18 protein-coding genes and 1 riboswitch are annotated in these 23,561 nt (G+C 70.4%); of the genes, 17 read left to right on the plus strand and 1 reads right to left on the minus strand.

What is annotated here, in order from left to right; genetic code table 11:
* Window positions 1-26: 26 nt before the first annotated feature.
* The 14 genes from LH076_RS03240 to LH076_RS03305 all read left to right on the plus strand — a co-directional run bounded on the left by LH076_RS03240 (window position 27) and on the right by LH076_RS03305 (window position 19,618).
* Complete coding sequence (locus LH076_RS03240; RefSeq protein ID WP_227782565.1) at window positions 27-1,136, plus strand: GuaB3 family IMP dehydrogenase-related protein; 1,110 nt, start codon at window positions 27-29, stop codon at window positions 1,134-1,136.
* A gap of 80 nt (window positions 1,137-1,216) precedes the next feature.
* Window positions 1,217-1,330, plus strand: a riboswitch (guanidine-I (ykkC/yxkD leader).
* A gap of 71 nt (window positions 1,331-1,401) precedes the next feature.
* Entirely contained in the window at window positions 1,402-2,976 is a 1,575-nt protein-coding gene (locus LH076_RS03245; RefSeq protein WP_227782566.1) for an amino acid permease, read from the plus strand.
* On the plus strand, window positions 2,973-3,692 hold the full coding sequence (locus LH076_RS03250; protein WP_227782567.1) for a DUF1989 domain-containing protein: 720 nt from the start codon (window positions 2,973-2,975) through the stop codon (window positions 3,690-3,692). Before LH076_RS03245 ends, LH076_RS03250 begins: the two co-directional genes overlap by 4 nt.
* Window positions 3,689-4,330, plus strand: coding sequence for an urea amidolyase associated protein UAAP2 (locus LH076_RS03255; RefSeq protein WP_227782568.1), 642 nt, complete (start codon window positions 3,689-3,691; stop codon window positions 4,328-4,330). Before LH076_RS03250 ends, LH076_RS03255 begins: the two co-directional genes overlap by 4 nt.
* Complete coding sequence (locus tag LH076_RS03260; protein WP_227782569.1) at window positions 4,327-6,321, plus strand: 5-oxoprolinase/urea amidolyase family protein; 1,995 nt, start codon at window positions 4,327-4,329, stop codon at window positions 6,319-6,321. The genes LH076_RS03255 and LH076_RS03260 overlap by 4 nt, the downstream gene beginning before the upstream one ends.
* Window positions 6,318-7,934: an allophanate hydrolase gene (gene atzF, locus LH076_RS03265; RefSeq protein ID WP_227782570.1), complete on the plus strand. Its 1,617-nt coding sequence runs from the start codon at window positions 6,318-6,320 to the stop codon at window positions 7,932-7,934. The genes LH076_RS03260 and atzF overlap by 4 nt, the downstream gene beginning before the upstream one ends.
* Before the next feature lie 48 nt (window positions 7,935-7,982).
* A complete protein-coding gene (locus LH076_RS03270) occupies window positions 7,983-9,113 on the plus strand; it encodes a phosphotransferase family protein (protein WP_227782571.1) in 1,131 nt (376 codons plus the stop codon).
* The gene (locus LH076_RS03275) at window positions 9,113-10,285 is read left to right on the plus strand and encodes a hypothetical protein (protein WP_227782572.1); all 1,173 of its coding nucleotides are present in this window, start codon (window positions 9,113-9,115) and stop codon (window positions 10,283-10,285) included. Before LH076_RS03270 ends, LH076_RS03275 begins: the two co-directional genes overlap by 1 nt.
* Entirely contained in the window at window positions 10,282-11,766 is a 1,485-nt protein-coding gene (locus LH076_RS03280) for an aldehyde dehydrogenase (protein WP_227782573.1), read from the plus strand. Before LH076_RS03275 ends, LH076_RS03280 begins: the two co-directional genes overlap by 4 nt.
* 40 nt (window positions 11,767-11,806) lie before the next feature.
* Window positions 11,807-13,549, plus strand: a complete 1,743-nt coding sequence (locus tag LH076_RS03285; protein WP_227782574.1) for a glycerol-3-phosphate dehydrogenase/oxidase — start codon at window positions 11,807-11,809, stop codon at window positions 13,547-13,549.
* A gap of 75 nt (window positions 13,550-13,624) precedes the next feature.
* Window positions 13,625-15,238, plus strand: a complete 1,614-nt coding sequence (locus tag LH076_RS03290) for a succinic semialdehyde dehydrogenase (RefSeq protein ID WP_227782575.1) — start codon at window positions 13,625-13,627, stop codon at window positions 15,236-15,238.
* Window positions 15,239-15,240: 2 nt separating this feature from the next.
* Complete coding sequence (locus LH076_RS03295; protein WP_227782576.1) at window positions 15,241-17,070, plus strand: GMC oxidoreductase; 1,830 nt, start codon at window positions 15,241-15,243, stop codon at window positions 17,068-17,070.
* 261 nt (window positions 17,071-17,331) lie between these two features.
* Window positions 17,332-18,903, plus strand: a complete 1,572-nt coding sequence (gene guaA / locus LH076_RS03300; RefSeq protein WP_227782577.1) for a glutamine-hydrolyzing GMP synthase — start codon at window positions 17,332-17,334, stop codon at window positions 18,901-18,903.
* Between the two features lie 79 nt (window positions 18,904-18,982).
* The gene (locus LH076_RS03305) at window positions 18,983-19,618 is read left to right on the plus strand and encodes a UdgX family uracil-DNA binding protein (protein WP_227782578.1); all 636 of its coding nucleotides are present in this window, start codon (window positions 18,983-18,985) and stop codon (window positions 19,616-19,618) included.
* Between the two features lie 13 nt (window positions 19,619-19,631).
* On the opposite strand, the gene LH076_RS03310 is transcribed toward LH076_RS03305, so the two are convergent.
* A complete protein-coding gene (locus tag LH076_RS03310) occupies window positions 19,632-20,030 on the minus strand; it encodes a limonene-1,2-epoxide hydrolase family protein (protein WP_227782579.1) in 399 nt (132 codons plus the stop codon).
* 46 nt (window positions 20,031-20,076) lie between these two features.
* Between LH076_RS03310 and LH076_RS03315 the strand changes: the two genes are divergently transcribed.
* The 3 genes from LH076_RS03315 to LH076_RS03325 all read left to right on the plus strand — a co-directional run bounded on the left by LH076_RS03315 (window position 20,077) and on the right by LH076_RS03325 (window position 23,533).
* Entirely contained in the window at window positions 20,077-20,625 is a 549-nt protein-coding gene (locus LH076_RS03315) for a maleylpyruvate isomerase N-terminal domain-containing protein (protein ID WP_227782580.1), read from the plus strand.
* 105 nt (window positions 20,626-20,730) lie between these two features.
* A complete protein-coding gene (locus LH076_RS03320; RefSeq protein ID WP_227782581.1) occupies window positions 20,731-22,617 on the plus strand; it encodes an EAL domain-containing protein in 1,887 nt (628 codons plus the stop codon).
* 19 nt (window positions 22,618-22,636) lie between these two features.
* Window positions 22,637-23,533, plus strand: coding sequence for an EamA family transporter (locus LH076_RS03325; protein WP_227782582.1), 897 nt, complete (start codon window positions 22,637-22,639; stop codon window positions 23,531-23,533).
* Window positions 23,534-23,561 lie beyond the last annotated feature (28 nt).

The following is a 23,561-nucleotide window of genomic DNA, read 5'->3' on the forward strand; positions in this document are numbered from 1 at the left end:
CGAACCTTCGCCCCTAGAATCACGGGGTGACTGACATCGAGATCGGCAGGGCCAAGCGCGGGCGTCGCGCGTACGGGTTCGACGACGTGGCGATCGTGCCCAGCCGTCGCACGCGGGACACCGAGGAGGTCAGCGTCGACTGGCAGATCGACGCCTACCGCTTCGAGCTGCCGATCCTCGCCGCGCCGATGGACTCCGTGATGTCGCCGGCCACCGCGATCGCGCTCGGCAAGTTCGGCGGCCTCGGCGTACTCAACCTCGAGGGCATCTGGACGCGCTACGAGTCACCCGAGCCGCTCCTCGAGGAGCTCGCCGACCTGCGCGGTGCCGACGCCACCAAGCGGATGCAGGAGATCTACACCGAGCCGATCAAGGCCGAGCTGATCAGCCAGCGCCTCAAGGAGATCCGCGACGCCGGCGTCACCGTCGCCGGCGCGCTCTCGCCGCAGCACACCAAGGAGTTCGCCAAGGCGGTCGTCGACGCCGGCGTCGACATGTTCGTCATCCGCGGCACCACCGTCTCCGCCGAGCACGTGAGCAGCCAGGCCGAGCCGCTCAACCTCAAGGAGTTCATCTACGAGCTCGACGTCCCGGTGATCGTCGGCGGCTGCGCCACGCACCAGGCGGCCCTGCACCTCATGCGCACCGGCGCGGCCGGTGTGCTCGTCGGCTTCGGCGGCGGAGCGGCCCACACGACGCGGACCGTGCTCGGCGTCGCCGTACCGATGGCGTCTGCTGTGGCGGACGTGGCCGCGGCACGGAGGGACTACCTCGACGAGTCGGGCGGTCGCTACGTGCACGTCATCGCAGACGGCTCCATCGGCACCTCGGGTGATCTCGCGAAGGCGATCGCCTGCGGCGCCGACGCCGTCATGGTCGGCTCGCCCTTCGCGCGAGCCGCCGAGGCGCCCGGCAAGGGCTTCCACTGGGGCTCCGAGGCCCACCACGCCTCGCTCCCGCGCGGCCAGCGTGTCGAGTTCGAGACCGTCGGCTCGCTCGAGGAGATCCTCTTCGGCCCGAGTTACATGGCCGACGGCACGATGAACCTCATCGGCGCCCTCAAGCGCGCGATGGCGACGACGGGTTACACCGAGCTCAAGGAGTTCCAGCGGATCGAGGTCGTCGTCAACCGCTGACAACCGAAACACGGTTGTTACGGCCGGGGGTGCTGACGGAAACCTCCGCCCGCTGAACTTCTTCCGACCCGCCCGAGACGGCGGGGCGCCCCTAGGGTTCCGTTCCTGCTCCGGCAGGAGGTCTGGTCCGAGAGGGGCAGGCGCCGACACGAGGACGTGGCGACGCTCCACGGCGGGACAAAAGCCCGGGAGGCCTCATCAGGCCCTTCCGCGCCGCGTTTCCAGTCGGGAGCTGTCGGGCCTTTCACGAAAAGGCGCCGTACCGATGTCAGTCGACTACGACCACACCAGCGCACGCGATCTCTCCACGTTCGGCTATCCGCAGGAGCTGGTCCGCAAGGTGGGCAGCTATGCCTCCTTCGCGGCCGGGTTCTCCTTCGTGTCGATCATGACCACCGTCTTCCAGCTCTTCGGGCTGGGCTACTCCTTCGGCGGCACGGCGTTCTTCTGGACCTGGCCGGCCGTCCTCGTCGGCCAGCTCCTGGTAGCGCTCTGCTTCGCCGAGCTCGCGGCCCGCTACCCGATCTCGGGTGCGATCTACCAGTGGTCGCGCCGCATGGGCGGCTCCGTCGTCGGCTGGTTCGCCGGCTGGACGATGGTCATCGCCCAGACCATCACCATCGCCGCGGCGGCGATCGCCCTCCAGGTGGTGCTGCCGATCGTCTGGAGCGGCTTCCAGATCATCGGCACCGACACCTCGGTCGCCAGCCGTGACGGTGCCGCCAACGCCATCCTGCTCGGCCTGGCCCTGCTCGTGGTGACGACCCTGATCAACGCCTTCAGCGTGAAGCTGACCGCGCGGGTCACGAGCATCGGCGTCACCTGCGAGCTGATCGGCGTCGCGCTCCTCGTCGTGCTGCTCTTCGGCCACGCCGAGCGCGGCCCGTCGGTGATCGTGCACCACACCAATCTCGACGGCTCGACGGGATACGTCGTCCCGTTGTTGGTCTCCTCACTGATGGCCGCCTACGTGCTCGTCGGGTTCGACAGTGCCGGTGAGCTCGCCGAGGAGACACACGCCCCACGACGTACGACCCCGCGCACGATCATCCGGGCTGTGCTCGCCTCGGGCGTCGGCGGCGCCTTCCTCATCGTCGCGGCCCTGATGGCCGCGCCGAGCCTCGGCGTCGACGACCTCGGCCTCGGTGGCCTGCCCTACGTGATCACCAGCCAGCTCGGCACCTTCTGGGGCAAGCTGCTCCTGCTGGACGTGGCGTTCGCCGTCACCGTCTGCACGCTCGCGATCCAGACGGCCGCGGCGCGGATGTTCTTCTCCATGGCCCGCGACCACGTGCTGCCCTTCTCCAAGCAGCTCTCGAGGGTCTCGCCGAAGACCGAGGTGCCGGTGCTCGCCACGGTCGTCCCCGGCGTCGGCGCCGCGCTGTTCCTGGTGGTCAACATCGGCAACGCGGGCCTCTTCCTGGCCCTGTCGAGCGTCTGCATCATGCTGCTCTACATCGCCTACCTGCTGGTGACGGTGCCGCTGCTCAAGGAGCGGCTCGCCGGTCGCTTCCCGACCGGCGGCGTCGATGAGACGGGCCGGCCGCTCTTCTCCCTGGGCCGCCTCGGCGTGCCGATCAACATCGTGGCGGTGCTCTTCCAGCTCGTCATGGCGTGGAACCTCGGCTGGCCGAGGGCTGAGGTCTACGACCCGTACGGCGCCGGCTGGGCCGTCCATTACCTGCCGATCCTCGTGCTGGTCGTGACCTACGGCGTGGGCTACGTCGCCTACCGGGCGCAGAAGCCGGCCTACGAGGCGGCGATCGGGCTGACGCCGGCAGCGTCGTCCCGCGCGGTCGGCGTCGACGGCATCGACGGCCTCGAGGGAGAGCCGGCGTGACCCTCTACAGCCACGACCTTCCCGGAGGGGCGGCCTGGTCGGCGCCCCTCCGGGCCGGTCGGACCCTCACCCTCACCGCCCTGGGCGACGGCGCCAACGTGTCGCTGCTGCTCTTCAACGCCGCCGGAACCTTCGGGGCCGACCGCATGAACGTCCCGGACACCCTCAAGGCGCAGATGTCGGCGCGCATCATGGCGCCGATGGTGCTCATGTCCGACCTCGGCCTCGCGCTCGCCTCGGTCACGGCCTCCAGCCTCGACTGGCATGACTGCCTCGGCGGCTTCGGCCACGACGTCCACCTCGACGCGGGCTCGTCGAGCTACCACGCCGACCGCAACGGTTGGCGTCGCAGCGGGCGCACCGGCCTGGTCAGCGAGCTCACCAAGAACGGCCTCGACGAGCGCGATCTGCACGCACCGGTCAACCTCTTCAGCCGTGTCGCGATCGACGAGAAGGCCGGTCTGGGCTGGGCTTCCGACCACGCGCACGCCGGCGACACCGTCACGCTGCGCACCGAGCTCGACGTCCTCGTCGTCCTCTCCACCGCACCCCATCCGCTCGACACGAGTCCGCTCGACACGGTCGGCTACGCGCCGGCCGGGGTGCGACTCGATGTCGCCCTCGCCGAGGCCGTCGACCCGGCCACGGACGCGTCCTGGCAGTTCCGCGACGAGAGCGCCCGCGCCCTCGAGATGAGCAGGAGGCTCCTCGCATGAGCACCGCCGTCAGCACCGCGCTCAGCACTGACACCGCGCCGGCGTACGACCGCGTCGTCGACGACGGCGACGGCGACCTCGTCCTCGTCCCGGCCGGTGGTCGGCTGCGGATCGTCGACCTCGAGGGCAACCAGGCCGCTGACACGCTCGTCTACGACGCGGCCGACGTGCGCAACAAGTACTCCGCCTTCGACACCATCCGCGAGCAGGGCGCCGTCTACCTGACGACCGGCTCCCGGCTGCTCTCCACCCGGCTCGACGAACTCGCCGTGATCACCGACGACACCGTCGGCCGGCACGACACGATCGGCGGCGCGTGTGCCCAGGAGAGCAACGTCATCCGCTACGGCATTCACACCCGCCACCAGCACGCCTGCCGGCAGACCTTCCTCGCCTACGGCGCAAGGGCGGGCATCGGCCCGCGCGAGCTCGGCCACAACATCAACTTCTTCATGAACGTGCCCGTCTCGCCCGACGGCGACCTGCACTTCGACGACGGCCTGTCGGCGCCCGGGCGGTACGTCGAGCTGACCGCGAGCCGTGACATCTACGTCCTGCTCTCCAACTGTCCGCAGCTCAACAACCCCTGCAACGGCTGGAACCCCACCCCCGTGCAGCTCCTGGGGTGGTGGTCATGAGCATCCGCGTGCTCGACCCGGGGGCGCAGACGACCGTGCAGGACGTCCGCGGCCGACAGGGCTACTGGGACGTTGGGGTGCCTCCGTCGGGGGCTTTCGACGAGCTCACCTTCGCCCTCGTCTCCGCCGGCGTGGGGAACCCCGACGGTCTCGCCGGACTCGAGTGCGTCCTTCGCGGTCCAGTGCTGGCCTTCGACGAGGACCGGCTGGTCTGCCTCGGCGGCGGGCTCACGTCGGCCACCGTCGACGACCGGCCGCTCCCCGTCGGGCAGGTCCGCCGGGTCCGCGCCGGCCAGACGCTCGACCTCGGTCCGGTCGACGGCCCCGGCATGCGCGGCTATCTCGCGGTCCGTGGTGGCCTCGACGTGCCGCGCGTACTGGGCAGCCGGTCGACCTTCATCCTCGGCGGCTTCGGTGGGTACGACGGCCGCCCGCTCGCCGCGGGCGACGTCCTGCCGCTCGGCCGACTCGAGAACCTGCTCGCGCCGGTCGAGGTCGCCGAGGTGCTGCCCGCGCTCACGCAAGAGTGGGAGCTGCGCGTCATCCCCGGCCCGCACGGTGCGCCCGACTACCTCACCCACGCCGGTGTGGAGGAGCTCTTCGCGGTCACGTGGTCCGTCGACCACCGCGCCGACCGTACGGGTGTGCGCCTCGTCGGGCCGACCCCACAGTGGTCGCGCGGCGACGGTGGCGAGGCGGGCATCCACCCCTCCAACCTGCACGACTCGGCCTACCCGGTCGGCGGCATCATGCTCTCGGGTGACACCCCGGTGATCGTCGGCAAGGACGGCCCATCGCTCGGTGGCTTCGTCGTGCCGGCCGTCGTCATCGGCGCCGACCGCTGGAAGCTCGGCCAGCTCCGTCCGGGTGACACGGTGCGGCTGACCCCCGTCTCCCCGGCGGCGGCGGCAAACGCGATCGCCGCGCAGCGCGACCTCGTCGAGGGTCTGCACCCGGCGGCCGGCGTGACGGCACCGTCGCCTCGTCGTCGCGAGCCGGCCGCCGACGTACCGACGACGGCCGAGCGCCCGCCGCTGCTCGCGGCCGCGGGGACGATGGGCAGCGCCCCGGCGTTCACGATCCGCGCCTCAGGTGACCGGCACGTCCTGGTCGAGGCCGGCCCGGCCGAGCTCGACCTCACCGTGCGCGTCTGGATCCACCTCCTCGCCGAGCGGCTCCGTGCCCACCGGCCCGTCGGCGTCGTCGAGATCGTCGAGGGCGTGCGCTCGCTGCTGATCGCGCTCGACGACGACCGGCTCATACCCGCCGGGTTGGCCGCCCACCTCGCCGACCTGGCGGCGGACCTAGACGACCCGGCGACCGTCGATCTGCCGGTGCGCGAGGTCGAGCTGCCGATCGCCTTCGACCACCCGGAGGCGCACGAGGCGATGCGGCGCTACCAGAGCGTCAACCCGACGGCGCCGTGGAGCCCGGACAACGTCGAGTTCATCCGCCGGGTCAACGACCTCACCGACCGGGCCGACGTCTTCGACGTCGTCGCCCGGGCGACCTATCTCGTGGTCGGCCTGGGCGACGTCTACCTCGGCGCCCCGGTGGCAGTGCCGATCGACCCGCGCGACCGGCTCGTCACCACCAAGTACAACCCCGCCCGCACCTGGACCCCGCAGAACGCCGTCGGCATCGGAGGCATCTACCTCTGCGTCTACGGGATGGAGGGCCCGGGCGGCTACCAGCTCGTCGGTCGCACGGTGCCGGTCTGGCGCCTCCTGGCCGACGACCCGCACCGGGACCCGCAGCCCTGGCTGCTGCGCCAGTTCGACCGGCTTCGGTTCGTGCCGGTGACCGCCGAGGAGCTGGCCGACCAGCGTGCCGACATCCGCTCCGGGAAGGCCGACCTCGTGACCAGGCCCGCGACCTTCTCGATCAGCGAGGTGCGCGCCATCGAGCTCGCCGCCTCCGACGAGATTGCGGCCGTCCGTGCGACCCGCCGGGCGGCCTTCGACGCAGAGAAGACGAGGTGGGTCTCATGAGCGACCAGCCGATGTGGATCACCCGGCTCGAGGACGAGGAGTCCGCGACTCTCGCCGCGACGACCGGCCCGCTGGCCGGGCTGACCTTCGCGATCAAGGACAACATCGACCTCGTCGGTGTGCCCACCACCGCCGCCGATCCCCGTCGTACGACGCCGGCGCCGAGCTCCGCGACCGCCGTCGACCTCCTCCTCCAGGCGGGCGCCGTGCCGCTCGGCAAGGCCAATATGGACCAGTACGCCACCGGCCTGGTCGGCACTCGATCCCCGTACGGCGCTTGCCATTCGGTCTTCTCACCCGCCCACATCAGCGGCGGCTCGTCGTCCGGGAGCGCGGTGGCCGTGGCCTCGGGCGAGGTCGACTTCGCCCTCGGCACGGACACCGCCGGCAGCGGCCGCGTCCCGGCCGCCTTCAACGCCCTCGTCGGTCTCAAGCCCAGCCGCGGCCTCGTCTCGACGACCGGAGTCGTGCCGGCCTGCGCGTCGCTGGACTGCGTCAGCGTCTTCGCCCGCACCGTCGACGTCGCCCGCCGCGTGCTGGCCGTCGTCGGTGCGTACGACGACACCGACCCGTTCAGCCGCCGGCTCCTCCAACGCCCGACCCCGCGACGTGCGCGCGTCGCCATCCCGGCGGGCGACCTCGGCCTCGACCCGCTCCATGCGGGGGCCTGGGAGGCCGCCAAGCAGCAGGCGGCGACGACCTATGACGTGACCGAGGTGGACGTGTCGGCCTTCTTGGAGACCGCAGAGCTGCTCTACGGCGGGCCGTGGGTGGCCGAGCGGGCGCTGGCCTTCGGTGCAGCGATGGACGACGACCCGGCGGTCGACCCCACGGTGCGCGGCATCGTCGGGGCGGCTGCTCGGCTCACCGCCCAGGACGCCTTCGCCGCCTTCCACCAGCTCGCCGCCCTGGATCGACGCACCCAGCAGGTGTGGGAGAGCGCCGACGCGCTGCTGCTGCCGACCACCGAGACCCACCCGACCCACGCAGCCGTCGCTGCCGACCCGGTCGGTGTCAACAGCGGGCTGGGGCGGTTCACCAACATGACCAATCTCCTCGACCTCTGTGCCGTGGCCTTCCCGGCGGCCGGCCGCTCCGACGGGTTGCCCTTCGGCGTGCAGCTGCTCGCCCCGGCGGGTGGTGACCGGATGCTCCTCGACCTGGCCGCCCGCTGGCTCGGCGAGCCGGAGGTCCTCACAGCGGAGGGACGGACGACGATCGCCGTCGCCGGCGCCCACCTGAGCGGTCAACCGCTCAACGCCGACCTGGTCGCCCGCGGCGGAGTCTTCCTGGAGACGACACGGACCTCGTCGGCGTACCGGATGTTCCTCGTCGACGGCCCGCTGCCGCGCCCGGGCCTCACCAAGCTCCCCGGGAGCCCGACGGCTGGCGACGGTATCGAGGTCGAGCTCTGGTCACTTCCCGACGAGGCGGTGGCCGGTTTCCTCGCCACGATCGCTCCGCCGCTCGGTCTCGGCCAGGTGGAGCTGGCCGACGGCCGGTGGACGACCGGCTTCCTCACCACCGCCGACGCGGTCGATCCCGCGCGCGACATCACGTCATGCGGTGGATGGCGCGGGTGGCTGGTTCAGATCGGGACCGTTGACAAATAGAACACGTTCTACCACCGTGTGAGCGTGTCGCAATCCGAACTTCCTGCAGTGTCACTGGACGTCACCAGCCTGCACCGCTCCACGAGAGACAGCAACGCAGTCGGTGACGCGCTCACCGCATGGCTCACCGAGACCCTGCCGTCCGGTGCGCAGCCTGAGGTCGTGCTCCATGCGGGCATCGAGACCAACGGCATGTCCAGCGAGACCGTCCTCCTGGACGTGATCACGACGGAGGAGGGCCAGCGCGTCAGCCGGCCGTACGTCGCCCGCGTGGCGCCCCGCGCCGAGGACCTGCCCGTCTTCCCGACGTACGACCTCGGCGCCCAGTTCCGTGCGATGCACCTCGCCGGGACCCTCACCGACGTGCCGGTGCCACCGGTGAGCCACCTCGAGGAGACGGGCAACGTGCTCGGCACACCGTTCTTCCTCATGGAGCGCATCGAGGGCCAGGTGCCGCCCGACGTGCTGCCCTACACCTTCGGCGACAACTGGTTCTACGACGCCGGGCCGGAGAAGCAGCGCGAGCTCCAGCGTTCGACCCTCGAGGTCGTCGCCAAGCTCCATGCCATCCCCGACGCGGCCTCGACCTTCGACTTCCTCGACCCCGGCGCTCAGGGCCACGGCGGCGAGACCGTGTTGGCCCGCAACCTCGCCCACATCCGCGCCTGGTACGAGTTCGCCGTCAACGAGCCGGGCGGCCGCCGCTCGCCGCTCGTCGAGCGTGGCTTCGCCTGGCTGGTCACCCATCTGCCCGCGACCGAGGAGTCGGTGCTCGTCTGGGGTGACGCCCGGATCGGCAACGCCATGTACCAGGACTTCAAACCGGTCGCCGTGCTCGACTGGGAGATGGCCACGGTCGGTCCGCGCGAGATGGACATCGCCTGGATGATGTTCGCCCACACGGTCTTCCAGGAGATCGCGGGCGTCCTCGAGCTGCCCGGCCTGCCCGACTTCCTCAGCGAGGAGACCGTCCGCGCCGACTACCTCGAGTTCTCCGGCGTCGAGCTCGGTGACCTCACCTGGTACCGCGTGCTCTGTGCCGTCCAGTGGGCCTGCGTCTTCCTGCGCACCAGCGCCCGCCAGATCCACTTCGGCGAGATCGAGCGGCCCGACGACCCCGAGGCCGTCTTCCACCACCGGCCGCTCTTCGAGCGCCTCCTCGACGAGGTCGGCGCCTGATGTCCGCCTCCCAGTCGAATCGCCAGCCGGGCCTGCACTCCGAGTACTACGGCATCGGCCCGCTCGACGAGTTCCCGATCCACCAGCTCCCGCAGCCGATGGCGTGGGCGGGGTCGTCGGACCGCAACTTCTACGACCGGTGCTACTGGAACGCCTTCGACCGCTCCGGCGATGTCATGCTGATCTCCAGCCTCGGCTTCTATCCCAACCTCGGCACCAAGGACGCCTTCATGCTGGTCCGCCGGGGTGACGTCCAGACCGCGGTGCACCTCTCCGACGCCGCCGACCCCAACGGCGCGGATCGGATGGCCCAGCAGGTCGGCGGCTACCGGATCGAGGTGATCGAGCCGCTGCGGAAGCTGCGGCTGGTCCTCGAGGAGACCGAGGGCATGGCGATGGACCTCACCTGGGAGGGCTCCGGCCCGGTCATCCAGGAGCTGCCCCACGTGATGCGCCAGGGCACCGGCACCACCCTCAACGCCCAGCGCTTCGCGCAGCTCGGCTCATGGGAGGGCACGATCGTCGTCGACGGTGACGAGATCGCCGTGACGCCCGACCAGTGGATGGGCAGCCGTGACCGCTCATGGGGCATCCGCCCGGTCGGTGAGGCCGTGCCCGCCGGACGGCCCGCCGACCCGGAGTGGCAGGGCATGTGGTGGCTCTACGTGCCGATCCGCTTCGACGACTTCAACGTCTGCCTGATCATCCAGGAGACTCCGGACGGTTTCCGCACGGTCAACGACTGCACCCGCGTCTTCCGTGACGGCCGCGTCGAGCAGCTCGGCTGGCCGCACGTCGCCATCCACTACACGCCCGGCACCCGCGTGCCCACAGGTGCCACGATCACGGCCACAACGCCGGACGGGAAGCCGTTCGTGCTCGAGGTCGAGTCCCTGCTCGGCGTACCCCTCCATCTCGGCGGCGGGTACGGCGGCGACAGCGACTGGGCACACGGGGTGTGGAACGGCCCCGGTTTCACCGAGCGGAGGACGTACGACGTCACCTCCGACGAGCACAAGGGCAAGGTGACGTTCGGCGTGATCGACCACGTCGGACGCGCGACGGCCACCGGCACCGGCGCCGACGGCATCGAGGGCTGGGGGCTCTTCGAGCACGGCGCCCTCGGCAGGCACGATCCCAGCGGATTCAAGGATTGGTTCGATCTCGCATGACTCTCACGACTGACGACACCCGCGCCGGCTCGCTCGACCGCGACGCCCTCTACATCGGCGGCCGGTGGGTCAAGCCCGCCACCGACGAGGTCCTCGAGGTGATCTCGCCGTCGACCGAGCAGGTCGTCGCGCGGGTGCCTGAGGGCACCACCGCCGACATGGACGCCGCCGTCGCCGCGGCGCGGAAGGCCTTCGACGAGGGACCATGGCCCCGGATGGCGCCTGCCGAGCGGATCGAGATCGTCCAGAACCTCTCCGGCCTCTACGCCGCCCGCCTGGGCGACATGGCCGAGCTGATCACCACCGAGATCGGCTCTCCGATCTCCTTCTCCAACCTGGCCCAGTCGCCGGCGCCATGGATGCAGATCGAGGCCTTCCTCGCCATCGCCCGCGAGTTCCCGTGGGAGTCCACCCGCCCGGGTGCGCTCGGCGCAGACGTCATGGTCCGGCACGAGCCGGTCGGCGTCGTCGCGGCCATCCCGCCGTGGAACGTCCCGCAGTTCACCCTCATCTCCAAGGTGATCCCCGCCCTCCTCGCCGGTTGCACCGTCGTCGCGAAGCCCGCGCCCGAGAGCCCGCTCGACGCCTACCTCCTGGCCGAGCTGCTGACCGAGGCGGGCGTCCCCGAAGGGGTCGTGAGCATCGTCGCCGGCGGACGCGAGGTCGGTGAGCATCTCGTCACCCACCCCGGCATCGACAAGATCGCCTTCACCGGATCGACCGCGGCCGGTCGTCGGATCGCTTCCCTCGCCGGCGAGCGGCTGAAGCGGGTCTCACTCGAGCTCGGCGGCAAGTCCGCCGCGATCGTCCTCGACGACGCCGACCTCGACGCGACGCTGGAGGGCCTCAAATTCATCGGCCTGATGAACTCCGGCCAGGCCTGTGTCGCGCAGACCCGTGTCCTCGTCTCGCGCGAGCGGCACGACGCCTTCGCACAGGCACTCGCCGACGCCGTGTCGGGCATGAAGGTGGGCGACCCGTTCGACGAGGCGACCGAGATCGGGCCGATGGTGGCCAGGCGTCAGCAGGAGCGCGTCGAGGGCTACATCAGGATCGGTCAGGAGGAGGGCGCCACCCTCCTCACCGGCGGCACCGGTATGCCGAGCGGGGTCGACGCGGGCTGGTTCATCCGTCCCACCGTCTTCGCGAACGTCGACAACCGGATGCGGATCGCCCAGGAGGAGATCTTCGGTCCGGTGCTGTCGGTGATCCCCTACGAGACGGTCGAGGACGCCGTACGCCTGGCCAACGACTCCGACTACGGACTGGCAGGCACGGTCTGGACCTCCGACGACGCCGCCGGCCTGGACGTCGCCCGGCAGATCCGCACCGGCACGTTCGGGATCAACACGTACACGATGGACTTCGCCGCGCCGTTCGGCGGCTACAAGGCGTCGGGCGCCGGGCGGGAGTTCGGACCCGAGGGACTGGCCCAGTACACCGAGCTCAAGTCGATCTACCTCAGCTCACCCCCGATGTGATTTCACGCCCGCGTGACATGCCCACTGACAGACTGGAGGCATGACCACTGCGGGAGTGCTCAGCCCTGAGGCGCGTGACGCCGCACTGTCGACCATGGTCGGCATCGGCGGCGACGAGCTCGACGTCCTCGTCGTGGGCGGGGGAGTGGTCGGTGCAGGGGTCGCAATCGACGCCGTCACGCGCGGACTGTCGACCGGCCTGCTCGAGCAGCGCGACCTCGCCTCCGGCACCTCCTCGCGGTCCAGCAAGCTGGTGCACGGCGGCCTGCGCTACCTCGAGATGTTCGACTTCGGGCTGGTCAAGGAGGCGCTCGAGGAGCGCGGTCTCCTCCTCACCCGCCTCGCCCCGCACCTCGTCCGGCCGGTGCCGTTCCTCTACCCGCTCACGCACCGGGTCTGGGAGCGGCCCTACGTCGGCTCCGGCCTGATGATGTACGACGGCATGGCGATGGCCAGCGCCGCGGTCAGCGGCCACGGCTCGATGGGCCTGCCCCGCCATCGCCACCTGACCCGTAAGGGGGTCCAGCGGATCGCCCCCGACTTCCGGACCGACACGATCGCCGGCGCGATCCAGTACTACGACGCGCAGGTCGACGACGCCCGCCTGGTCATGACGCTCGCCCGCACGGCGTCACGACACGGCGCGCACATCGCCACACGGACACGCGTGGTCGGTTTCCTCCGCGAGGGTGACCGGGTCGTCGGCGTACGGGCGAAGGACCTCGAGCGCCCAGACGCACCCGAGTTCGAGATCCGCGCCCGCGTGGTCGTCAACGCTGCGGGAGTCTGGACCGACGAGATCCAGGAGATGGTCGGCGGTCGCGGTGCCCTCCATGTCCAGGCAAGCAAGGGCATCCACCTCGTCGTGCCGCGCGACCGGATCCGCTCCGACTCCGGTTTCATCGTGCGCACCGAGAAGTCCGTCCTCTTCGTCATCCCCTGGGGTCGTCACTGGATCATCGGCACGACCGACACGTCCTGGGCGCTCGACCTGGCCCATCCGGCCGCGACCAAGGCCGACATCGACTACGTCCTCGCGCACGTCAACGCGATCCTCAAGGAGCCGCTCGACCACGAGGACGTCGAGGGCGTGTACGCCGGCCTCCGACCCCTGCTGGTGGGGGAGAGCGACCAGACGGCGAAGCTCTCGCGTGAGCACACGGTGGTCACTCCCGTGCCGGGCCTCGTCATGATCGCGGGCGGCAAGCTGACGACGTACCGCCTGATGGCGAAGGACGCAGTCGACGCAGCCGCGCACACCCTGCGCACGCTCGGTCCGGAGCCGCGCGAGTCGATCACCGACAAGGTGCGCCTGCTCGGTGCCGACGGCTACGAGACGCGTGAGAACCAGCGCGTCCTGCTCGCACGCCGAAGCGGGCTGCACGTCGCCCGCATCGACCATCTGCTCGGCCGTTACGGCGGCATGGTCGACGAGATCCTCGACCTGATCTCGACCCGGCGCCAGCTCGCGCTGCCCCTCGAGGGCGCCGAGGACTACCTCGCCGCCGAGGTGGTCTACGCGGTCACGCACGAGGGCGCCCGCCACGTCGACGACGTCCTCACCCGACGTACCCGCATCTCGATCGAGACCTTCGACCGCGGCGTCTCCGCCGTGCCGGGTGTCGCTCGCCTGATGGGCGCCGAGCTCGGCTGGGACCAGGCCGAGATCGACAAGCAGGTCACGTGGTGGATGCGCCGCGTCGAGGCCGAGCGGCTCAGCCAGACGATGCTGACCGACGAGGACGCCGACCGCGCCCGGCTGATGGTCAACGACCTCGTCTGATTCGGTCTCGAATAACCGGGACTCGTGTCACGGTTTTCTCTGGCACGCGTGGCGGCGGTCACATACTCTGGGTATATGTCCGACCAGCATGCAACGACGCACCTGACCGACGGCCCGCGGGACCCTGAGCACGACCCGGCGGCGGTCCTCGCCCTCGAGCCCGAGTACGTCGAGCGGTTGACGTCGCGCATCCTCGCCACCTCCGGGGAGTCCAAGGAGGTGACGTCGCCGATCAGCGGCGCTCCACTGGCGCACATCCCGCAGTCCTCGGAGGCGGACGTCGTCGAGGCGTTCGCCCGTGCGCGCACGGCGCAGGAGCAGTGGGCGCGGACGCCGTTCGCGGTGCGGAAGGCGATGCTGCTCAAGCTCCACGACCTCGTCCTCGAGCGCCAGGCCGAGATCCTCGACCTGATCGTGCTCGAGTCCGGCAAGGCGCGGAAGCATGCCTTCGACGAGCCGGTCCACATCGCGCTCACCGCGCGCTACTACGGCCGCACCCTCGACAAGCACCTCGCCGCGGAGCGCAAGCCCGGCGTCTTCCCGCTCCTCACCCGGATCGACCTCAACCACCTCCCCAAGGGCGTCGTCGGCATCATCTCGCCGTGGAACTACCCGTTCACGATGGCGCTCTGCGACGGCCTCGCCGCGATCGCCGCCGGCAACGCGGTCGTGGCCAAGCCCGACGCCCAGACGATGCTGTCGGCGCTCCTCGGCGCCGAGCTGCTCGAGGAGGCCGGCCTGCCGCGTGACCTCTGGCAGGTCGTCGCCGGACCCGGCTCGGTCGTCGGCACGAGCATCATCGCGAAGGCCGACTACATCTGCTTCACGGGCTCGACCGCGACCGGCAAGCGCGTCGCCGCCGGCTGCGCCGAGCGACTGATCGGCTGTTCGCTCGAGCTCGGCGGGAAGAACCCCATGCTCGTCCTCGCCGACGCCGACATCGAGCGGGCCGCCGAGGGCGCCGTGCGCGCGGTCTACTCCAACACCGGCCAGCTCTGCGTCTCCATCGAGCGGATGTACGTCGCCGACGCGATCTATGACCGCTTCATGGAGCGCTTCACCGCCCGGGTCGAGGCCATGACGCTCGGTGCCGGTCTCGACTGGGAGATCGACATGGGCTCCCTGATAAGCCAGGACCAGCTCGACACCGCGGTGCGCCACGTCGAGGACGCGGTCGCCCACGGCGCACACGTCCGCACCGGCGGCAGGGCGCGGCCCGAGCTCGCGCCGTTCTACTTCGAGCCGACCATCCTCGAGGGCGTCACGCCTGCGGCCGAGTGCTTCGCGCACGAGACCTTCGGGCCGATCGTCAGCGTCTACCGCTTCACCGACGAGGCCGACGCCATCGCCCGCGCCAACGAGGGGGAGTACGGCCTCAACGCCAGCGTCTGGACCCGCGACAGCTCACGTGGTCGTCGCGTCGCCGCGCAGATCAAGGCCGGCACGGTCAACGTCAACGAGGGCTTCGCGGCCAGCTTCGGCAGCCTCGAGGCGCCCATGGGCGGCGTGCGCGAGTCCGGCATGGGCCGGCGCCAGGGCCGCGAGGGCATCCTCCGCTACACCGAGACCCAGACGGTCGCCACCGAGCGACTGATGAACATCACTCCGCAGTTCGGCATGAGCGACGAGACGTGGGCGAAGGTCCTCACCGTGAGCCTCAAGGCCCTCAAGAAGACGGGACGCGCCTAGTCATGACGACACCCGCGGCACAGCATTTCGACGTCCTCATCATCGGCTCCGGCTTCGGCGGCTCCGTGTCGGCACTCCGCCTGACGGAGAAGGGGTACAAGGTCGGCGTACTGGAGGCGGGGGCGCGGTTGGACGACTCCGACTTCGCGGACACGTCCTGGGACCTGAAGAGGTTCCTCTTCAATCCCGCCCTCGGCTGCTACGGCATCCAGCGGATCGACATGGTGAAGGATGCCCTCATCCTCGCCGGCGCGGGCGTAGGCGGCGGTTCGCTGGTCTTCGCCAACACGCTCTACGAGCCCCTCGACCCGTTCTACAACGACCCTGCATGGAGCCACATCACGGACTGGAAGTCCGAGCTCGCGCCCCACTACGACCAGGCCAAGCGGATGCTCGGCGTCGTGGAGAACCCCTTCGTCACTCCGGCGGACACGATCATGCAGAAGGTCGCCGCCGACATGGGCGTGGCCGACACGTACCACCAGGCGCCGGTGGGCGTCTTCTTCGGGCAGGACGGCGTCGCGCCCGGTGAGCGGGTCGCCGACCCGTTCTTCGGTGGCGAGGGCCCCGACCGCAACGCCTGCCTGCAGTGCGGCGAGTGCATGGTCGGCTGCCGCCACAACGCCAAGAACACCCTGGTGAAGAACTACCTCCACCTCGCCGAGAAGAACGGCGCGGTGGTCCACCCGCTCACCACCGTCACCCGCGTGATCCCGCGCCCGGAGTCGGAGGGCGGCGGCTATGAGGTGCGCGCTCGCTGGACCAAGGCGAAGCTCCGTCGTGGCGGCGCCGCGACGAAGACCTTCACGGCCGACCAGGTGATCTTCTCCGCCGCTGCGATCGGCACCCAGAAGCTGCTGCACACGCTCAAGGTCACCGGTGACCTCCCGAAGGTCTCCGACCGTCTCGGCGAGCTCACCCGCACCAACTCCGAGGCGATCCTTGGCGCGATCGCGCCCGACCTCGCCGTCGACTACACCGAGGGTGTCGCGATCACGTCGTCGATCCACCCCGATGCGACCACCCACTTCGAGCCGGTCCGCTACGGCCACGGCTCCAACTCGATGTCGCTGCTCCAGACCGTCCTCACCGACGGTGGCCCCGGCCGCAAGCGTCGCTGGCTCAAGGAGATGTGGCGACACAAGACCGACCTCACGAAGCTCTACGACTTCAAGCACTGGTCGGAGCGAATGGTGGTGCTGCTCGTCATGCAGGCGCTCGACAACTCGATCACCGTCTTCCCCAAGAAGACGGCGCTCGGCTGGAAGCTCTCCTCCAAGCAGGGCCACGGCGCGCCGAACCCGACCTGGATCCCGGCGGCCAACGAGGGCGCGCGCCTGATGGCGGCCCACATGTCGTCCGGTGGCGAGGCGGGATTCCCCGGCGGCACGATCGGTGAGCCGTTCGACGTCCCGATGACCGCCCACTTCATCGGAGGGTGCGCCATCGGTGACTCGCCCGAGACCGGCGTGCTCGACCCCTACCAGCGTCTCTACGGGTACGACGGCCTCCACGTGGTCGACGGCTCGGCGATCTCGGCGAATCTCGGTGTGAACCCGTCCCTCACCATCACCGCCCAGGCGGAGCGCGCGATGAGCTTCTGGCCGAACAAGGGCCAAGCCGACCCGCGGCCCGCGATGGGGGAGCGCTACATCCCGATCGCACCTGTCGCTCCGGTCCGTCCCGCGGTCCCGCCGACGGCTCCGGGAGCGCTTCGACTGCCCATCGTCGAGGTCACTGTGGGCAAGCACGCGGCAGGGCCGATCGACCCGGTCACGGTCGCTCGGGAGAGTCTCGAAAAAACTTCGGATATTTCTTCGTCACCCGCGTAACCGCCTCGGGAGGGCTTCGTTGAAGTGATCAGACCCGGGACTTGCTCCCTCCCTTAGATTTCCGGGTCTTAGGCGGTCACAAGACCCCGCTGAAGCCCGGCCATCCCTCCCTCCCCGGCCGGGCTTCAGACATTTCATCCCCGCTCCCGGCGCCGGCCATCTGGCTGCGTTGCTGCTCGCTTCGCCGGCCTGGAGGCCGGCTTCGCTCGCGCGCCTTGCCATATGACCGACGGCGGGGCGGGGATGGATAGAATTCGCCGCATGCCTGAGCCGGAGCACGATCTTGTTCTTGTCGTCGACTTCGGGGCGCAGTACGCCCAGCTGATCGCGCGGCGCGTCCGCGAGGCGCAGGTCTACTCCGAGATCGTGCCTCACACGATGCCCGTAGCCGAGATGCTCGCGCGCAACCCCAAGGCGATCATCCTGTCCGGCGGCCCGAGCTCGGTCTACGAGCCCGGCGCCCCGACGCTCGACACTGCGATCTTCGAGGCCGACACCCCCGTCTTCGGCATGTGCTACGGCTTCCAGCTGATGGCCCAGGGCCTCGGCGGCACCGTCGACAACAACGGCTACCGGGAGTACGGCCGCACGCCGGTCACGGTCGGCCTGGGTGGCACGCTGCTCGCCGGCATCCCGGCGGAGCACAACGTCTGGATGTCCCACGGCGACTCTGTCTCCCAGGCCCCCGAGGGCTTCACCGTCCTCGCCTCCACCGAGGGCACGCCGGTCGCGGCCTTCGAGAACGTCGACGCCGGTTTCGCAGGCGTCCAGTGGCATCCCGAGGTGCTCCACTCCGAGCACGGCCAGCAGATCCTCGAGCACTTCCTCTGGGACATCGCCAAGTGCGACCGCACCTGGACGATCGGCAACATCGCCGAGGAGCAGATCGAGCGGATCCGCGAGCAGATCGGCGAGAACGGCCGCGCCATCTGCGGCCTCTCCGGCGGAGTCGACTCTGCGGTGGCCGCTGCCATCGTGCAGAGGGCCATCGGCGACCGCCTCACCTGCGTGTACGTCGACCACGGACTGATGCGCAAGGGCGAGTCGGAGCAGGTCGAGCGTGACTTCGTCGCCGCCACCGGTGCCAAGCTCGTCGTCGTCGATGCCGAGAAGCAGTTCCTCGACGCCCTCGCCGGTGTCAGCGAGCCGGAGGCGAAGCGGAAGATCATCGGCCGCGAGTTCATCCGGGCCTTCGAGGGTGCCGAGGCCGACATCATGTCCTCGGCGCCGGAGGGCTCCACCGTCGGGTTCCTCGTCCAAGGGACCCTCTACCCCGACGTCGTCGAGTCCGGTCACGGCGCCGGCACGTCGACCATCAAGAGCCACCACAACGTGGGTGGCCTCCCGGAGGACCTCGAGTTCGAGCTCGTCGAGCCGCTGCGCACGCTCTTCAAGGATGAGGTGCGCGCCGTGGGTGCCCAGCTCGGCCTGCCCAACGTGATCGTCCAGCGCCAGCCGTTCCCCGGCCCGGGCCTCGGCATCCGGATCATCGGCGAGGTCACCCGCGAGCGCCTCGACATCCTCCGCGACGCCGATGCCATCGCGCGTGAGGAGATGACCAAGGCCGGGCTCGACAACGACATCTGGCAGATGCCGGTCGTCCTGCTGGCCGACGTGCGCTCCGTCGGCGTCCAGGGCGATGGCCGCACCTACGGTCACCCCGTCGTCCTGCGCCCGGTCACCTCGGAGGACGCCATGACCGCCGACTGGGCGCGTCTCCCGTACGACGTCCTCGAGCGCATCTCCACCCGCATCACCAACGAGGTCCGGGAGATCAACCGCGTCACCGTCGACATCACCTCGAAGCCCCCGGGCACGATTGAGTGGGAGTGAGCGAGGCGCCAGGAGCAGTTCTCGCACCAGCGGGCCACGCGTCGCTGATGACTTCGCGGCGCAGGGGTACCCCGCTCGTATGAGTGATGCCAGTCCGTGGGTCCCGTCGGACCCGACGCCGCACAGCCTGCACGAAGCGGCGCAGGAGTGTCGCGGCTGCGAGCTCTATGCCCCGGCCACGCAGGTGGTGATGGGCGAGGGCCGCGCTCCGGCGCGTCTGATGCTCATCGGGGAGCAGCCGGGCGACAGCGAGGACCGGGAGGGCGAGCCGTTCGTCGGCCCCGCCGGGGAGCTGCTCGACCGTGCGCTCGCCGAGGCCGGCATCGAGCGGGCGGACGCCTACGTCACCAATGTCGTGAAGCATTTCCGCTTCCGTGAGCAGGGCAAGCGCAGGATCCACATGTCACCGGCGAGCAAGCACGTGCGCGCCTGCCTGCCGTGGCTCGAGGCCGAGCTCCAGATGGTGCAGCCCGAGGGAGTCGTCCTGCTCGGCGGCACGGCGGGAAAGGCCCTCTACGGCGCCGACTTCCGCGTCGGTGAGTCCCGCGGCGAGCTCAAGGAGTGGCCGCTGCCGGCCGCCTCCGGAGGGACGAGTCCGTGGGTTCTCACCACGATCCACCCCTCGGCCGTGCTCCGTGCGCGCGACGACCGGGAGGCGGCGTACGACGGCCTGGTGACCGACCTGAAGGCGGTCGCCGCACAGCTCGCGGGCTGAACGGTAGGCCTGCTCAGCGGCGGCGGAAGAGGCCGGCGAGGCCCTTGAGCGTGCCGATCAGGACGTTGCCGTTGGCGAAGTGGTCGTCCCAGAGCACGATCTTCCCGGACTCATCGAGCGCGAAGGTGCCACATACCCAGAAGGATGCGGTGAACCTCCTGTAGCCGAGGTGATCGGTCCGGTCGGTCAGCACGACGTTGCCGTTGCTGGCGATGTGGTGCATGTCGGCTGAGAAGGCGATGCCGCGCTTCTCCATCGCGAGCAGGGCATCGACCACGCGACGTCCGCGGAGCGTCGGCAGGCCGGTGTTGCGCCACTCGATGTCGTCGGAGACCATCAGGACGGCCTCGGCGGCCTGGCCGGTGGCAAGCAGGTCCAGGAACTGGGTCACGGTGACGGCGGCATCGCTCATGCACCGAGCCTAGGCGGGAGATCCCTGCGCCACCCATGATGGAGCCATGAGCGAAGCCCAGGAGCACCAGTCCGTCGCAGGTCACTTCAGCGAGATCGTCGACCAGGTCACCGACTGGGACGCACCCACACCCGTGGCCGGCTGGAAGGCCCGGGACGTGGTCGGGCATCTGGTGACGTGGCTCCCGGGCTTCCTGCAGCACGGTGCCGGCATCGAGCTGCCGGCGGTCGACCTCGCGGACCCCGCCCAGGCGTGGAGGCAGCACACCGCCGCCGTACAGGCCCTGCTCGAGGACCCGCGAGGGCGTCTCTATCGGAGCGACTTCCTCGGCGAGAAGCCGGTGGAGGCGGCGATCGACCAGTTCTACACGAACGACGTCTTCATGCACACGTGGGACCTCGCGCGCTCCCAGGAGCTCGACCCGCAGCTGGACGAGGCCCGGAGCGAGGCGCTGCTCGCCGGCCTCGCGACGGTCGATCCCGAGATGTTGCGGGGGAGCGGCCAGTACGGCCGGATCGTGCCCGTCTCCGACGAGGCACCCGCCCAGGAGCGCCTCGCCGGCTTCATCGGCCGGGACCCGGCCTGGAGGCCGTGAGCGCGCAGCCAGTGCGGGCGGGCGGGACGCGGAGGTATCGTCAGGCGCCGGTCGCACGCCGGTTGGGGAGAGCAAGAGCTGGGGAGAGCAAGAGGGAGGGCCGCGGTGGAGGCCGAGGCGGGCGGGCTCACGCGCGACGAGCTCGAGGGCGCGCTCGATGAGGGACGTCTCGTCGTGGCCTATCAGCCCTGCTACGACCTACGCACCGGCCAGCTCGTCGCGCTCGAGGCACTGGTCCGGATCCGCGACCGTGACGGTCGGGGCCTCATCCTCCCCGACCGGTTCCTCGCCGATGCCGAGGCCAACGGGCTCGTGTGCAGGATCGACGACCTGGTCATGCGCCAGGCGCTCACCGACCTCGCGCGATGGCGCTCCACCCCCGCCGGCGCCCATCTCTGCGTCGCGGTCAACATCGCCGTGGCCGATCTCGTCGACCCTCTGCTCCCGGACCGGGTGGCGACGCTCGCCTCCGAGGCGGGCGTGCCGACCGACGCGCTGATCCTCGAGCTCACCGAGACGATGCTCTCCTCGGTCGGTCGCGGCCACGAGCAGATGCTCGCCCAGCTGTCCGCGATGGGATGCAACGTCACGCTCGACGACTTCGGCACCGGCAACTCGAGCTTCGCCTACCTCCAGCGGTTCGACGTCCAGGGCATCAAGATCGATCGAAGCTTCGTACAGCTGCTCGGCACCGGCGGGCCGAACCAGCGCGTGGTCGAGTCGCTCGTGCGGTTCTGTCTCTCCCTGGGCGTCCACGTCGTGGCCGAGGGCATCGAGAACGTCCGGCAGGTCGAGGCACTCCGCCGTCTCGGCTGTCCCTTCGGGCAGGGCTACCTGATGAGCCACGCCGTCGAGGCGGACCAGATCGACACGCTCCTCCGTACCGACGGCCAGGGGACGGTGTCGGTGCTCGCCGACCACCCGACCCGCCCAGCCCCGGTGATGCCCGACGTCTCCGCGGAATCCGGAGGGCTGGCCGGCTCCGCCCCGCTCGCACGGGTGCTCGTCGCTCTCGGGACGCTCGCGGTCCTGACGGTCGTCGGCCTGGTCGTCGGTCGCCTCGTCGCCGTCCCGGTCGGGGTGGCGGTCGTCGCGTTCTTGCTCCTCCTGCTCTGGCTCCGCACCGACGTACGTCGACGACGGCTCGAGTCCGACCTCCGCGAGGCCCGCGCGTGGGCCACCACGCTCATGACCGAGGCGCCCGCTCCGCTCGCCCTGTGTGACGCACAGGGGCGGATCGAGCTCGCCAACCCGGCCTTCGCCGAGCTGATCGGCCTGGAGCTTGCCGTCCTCCGTGGCCAGCAACTGAGCAGCTGGGTGGCGCCCAACGACCTGCTGCCCTCGGCCGACGGTGTCACCCGCGCGACCGTCGTCCGGTCCGGTGGCGGGGTCCGCTCCGTGGAGACGCGGACGCGACCGCTCCGCGACCAGCGCGGGCGCGACCTCGTCCTCCATGCCATCGCCGACGTCACGCCGCACGAGGCCGAGCAGGAGCGCCTGCGCGCCGAGGGAAGGTTGGACCCGCTCACGGGCGTGGGTAACCGGATGGTCGTCTACGAGGCTCTCGCTACGGCGGTCACCGGCGGTGATGAGTCGGCGCTGCTGATGGTGGACCTCGACGGATTCAAGGCGGTCAACGACACCCTCGGGCATGCCGTCGGTGACGACCTGCTCCGGACCGTGGCGGCCGCCATGACCGAGGCTCTCCCCGCCCGCGACGTCGTCGCTCGGGTCGGAGGCGACGAGTTCGTCGCTCTCCTCCGACTCGACGACGGGACCACGGCCGGCGCCGTCGCCGAGCAGCTGCACCACCGCCTGCAGGAGGCCATCGATCACCATCCCGCCTCACATGCGGTGGCGGTCGGCGTGAGCGTCGGACTCGCGATCGTGGGGCGCGACGGCGTCGAAGCCGAGGAGCTCCTGCGTCTCGCCGACCTGCGGATGTACGAGGCCAAGCGGAGCCGAACAAACGAGTTGCCGCTCGATCGCTGACCCCGACAGGGTGACACCTGTGACCCTGCGCGATCGCCTGCTCGCTGTTCTGCTGCCGACGATCTGGGGGTTCAACTTCGTCGTCCTGGAGTGGGGGCTGGGGTCGGAGAGCGACCCACAGTCCGAGCGGATCCCGCCGCTGCTCTTCGTGGCGATCCGCTTCCTCTTCGTCGTCTTCCCGGCGATCCTCTTCGTGCGCAAGCCCGATGTGCCTCTGTCGAAGCTGCTGCTGATCGGCTCGTTCACGCTGGGCGGGCAGTACGGCCTGCTTTACACGTCGATGGCGCTCGGCATGCCGGCGGGCCTCGCCTCGCTGGTCCTCCAGGTGCAGGTGCCGCTGACGATCGTCCTCGCGGCCACCGTCCTGCGCGAGACGCCCACCACGGCTCAGATCGTCGGCGTCACCATCGGCGCGATCGGCATGGTCGTCGTCGGCGCCGGCAGGGGCGGCCACATCACGGCCGTCGCGCTGGTGCTCTGCCTCGCGGCGGGCCTCTCTTGGGCGATCGGCAACGCACTGACCCGGGCGCTCCGGGTCAGCGGCGGCTTCAACCTCACGATCTGGTCCTCGCTCGTGGTGCCCCTGCCGATGATCCTGCTGGCGGTGGTGGTCGAGGGGCCGCACGGGGTGGCCGACGGCCTTGAGGCCTTCGGCTGGAAGGCCGGCGTCTCGACGGCGTACACCGTCCTCGTCTCCACCATGCTGGGCTTCGCGATCTTCAACGGACTCCTGGCCCGCTACCCCTCCAGCAGCGTGGTGCCGTGGATCCTCATCGTGCCGGTCGTCGGCATCCTCACCGCGTGGCTCTGCCTGGGGGAGACGCCGAACGCCGCCGAGCTGGTCGGCGGCGCCGGGGTGATCCTCGGCGTCTGCATCGCGCAGGGGCTCCTACGACGACGGGGCCAGCGGGTGTGAACCCAGCTGGCCCCGACAGGTCTCCGGT

This window comes from Nocardioides sp. Kera G14, assembly GCF_020715565.1.
In the GTDB taxonomy this organism is placed as follows: domain Bacteria; phylum Actinomycetota; class Actinomycetes; order Propionibacteriales; family Nocardioidaceae; genus Nocardioides.

Coding starts and splice junctions, on each gene's coding strand:
- LH076_RS03280 (WP_227782573.1), top strand. CDS start 10,282: ATGACTCTCACGACTGACGACACCCGCGCCGGCTCGCTCGACCGCGAC.
- guaA (WP_227782577.1), top strand. CDS start 17,332: ATGCCTGAGCCGGAGCACGATCTTGTTCTTGTCGTCGACTTCGGGGCG.
- LH076_RS03290 (WP_227782575.1), top strand. CDS start 13,625: ATGTCCGACCAGCATGCAACGACGCACCTGACCGACGGCCCGCGGGAC.
- LH076_RS03315 (WP_227782580.1), top strand. CDS start 20,077: ATGAGCGAAGCCCAGGAGCACCAGTCCGTCGCAGGTCACTTCAGCGAG.
- atzF (WP_227782570.1), top strand. CDS start 6,318: ATGAGCGACCAGCCGATGTGGATCACCCGGCTCGAGGACGAGGAGTCC.
- LH076_RS03245 (WP_227782566.1), top strand. CDS start 1,402: ATGTCAGTCGACTACGACCACACCAGCGCACGCGATCTCTCCACGTTC.
- LH076_RS03305 (WP_227782578.1), top strand. CDS start 18,983: ATGAGTGATGCCAGTCCGTGGGTCCCGTCGGACCCGACGCCGCACAGC.
- LH076_RS03285 (WP_227782574.1), top strand. CDS start 11,807: ATGACCACTGCGGGAGTGCTCAGCCCTGAGGCGCGTGACGCCGCACTG.
- LH076_RS03275 (WP_227782572.1), top strand. CDS start 9,113: ATGTCCGCCTCCCAGTCGAATCGCCAGCCGGGCCTGCACTCCGAGTAC.
- LH076_RS03255 (WP_227782568.1), top strand. CDS start 3,689: ATGAGCACCGCCGTCAGCACCGCGCTCAGCACTGACACCGCGCCGGCG.
- LH076_RS03260 (WP_227782569.1), top strand. CDS start 4,327: ATGAGCATCCGCGTGCTCGACCCGGGGGCGCAGACGACCGTGCAGGAC.
- LH076_RS03310 (WP_227782579.1), bottom strand. CDS start 20,030: ATGAGCGATGCCGCCGTCACCGTGACCCAGTTCCTGGACCTGCTTGCC.
- LH076_RS03295 (WP_227782576.1), top strand. CDS start 15,241: ATGACGACACCCGCGGCACAGCATTTCGACGTCCTCATCATCGGCTCC.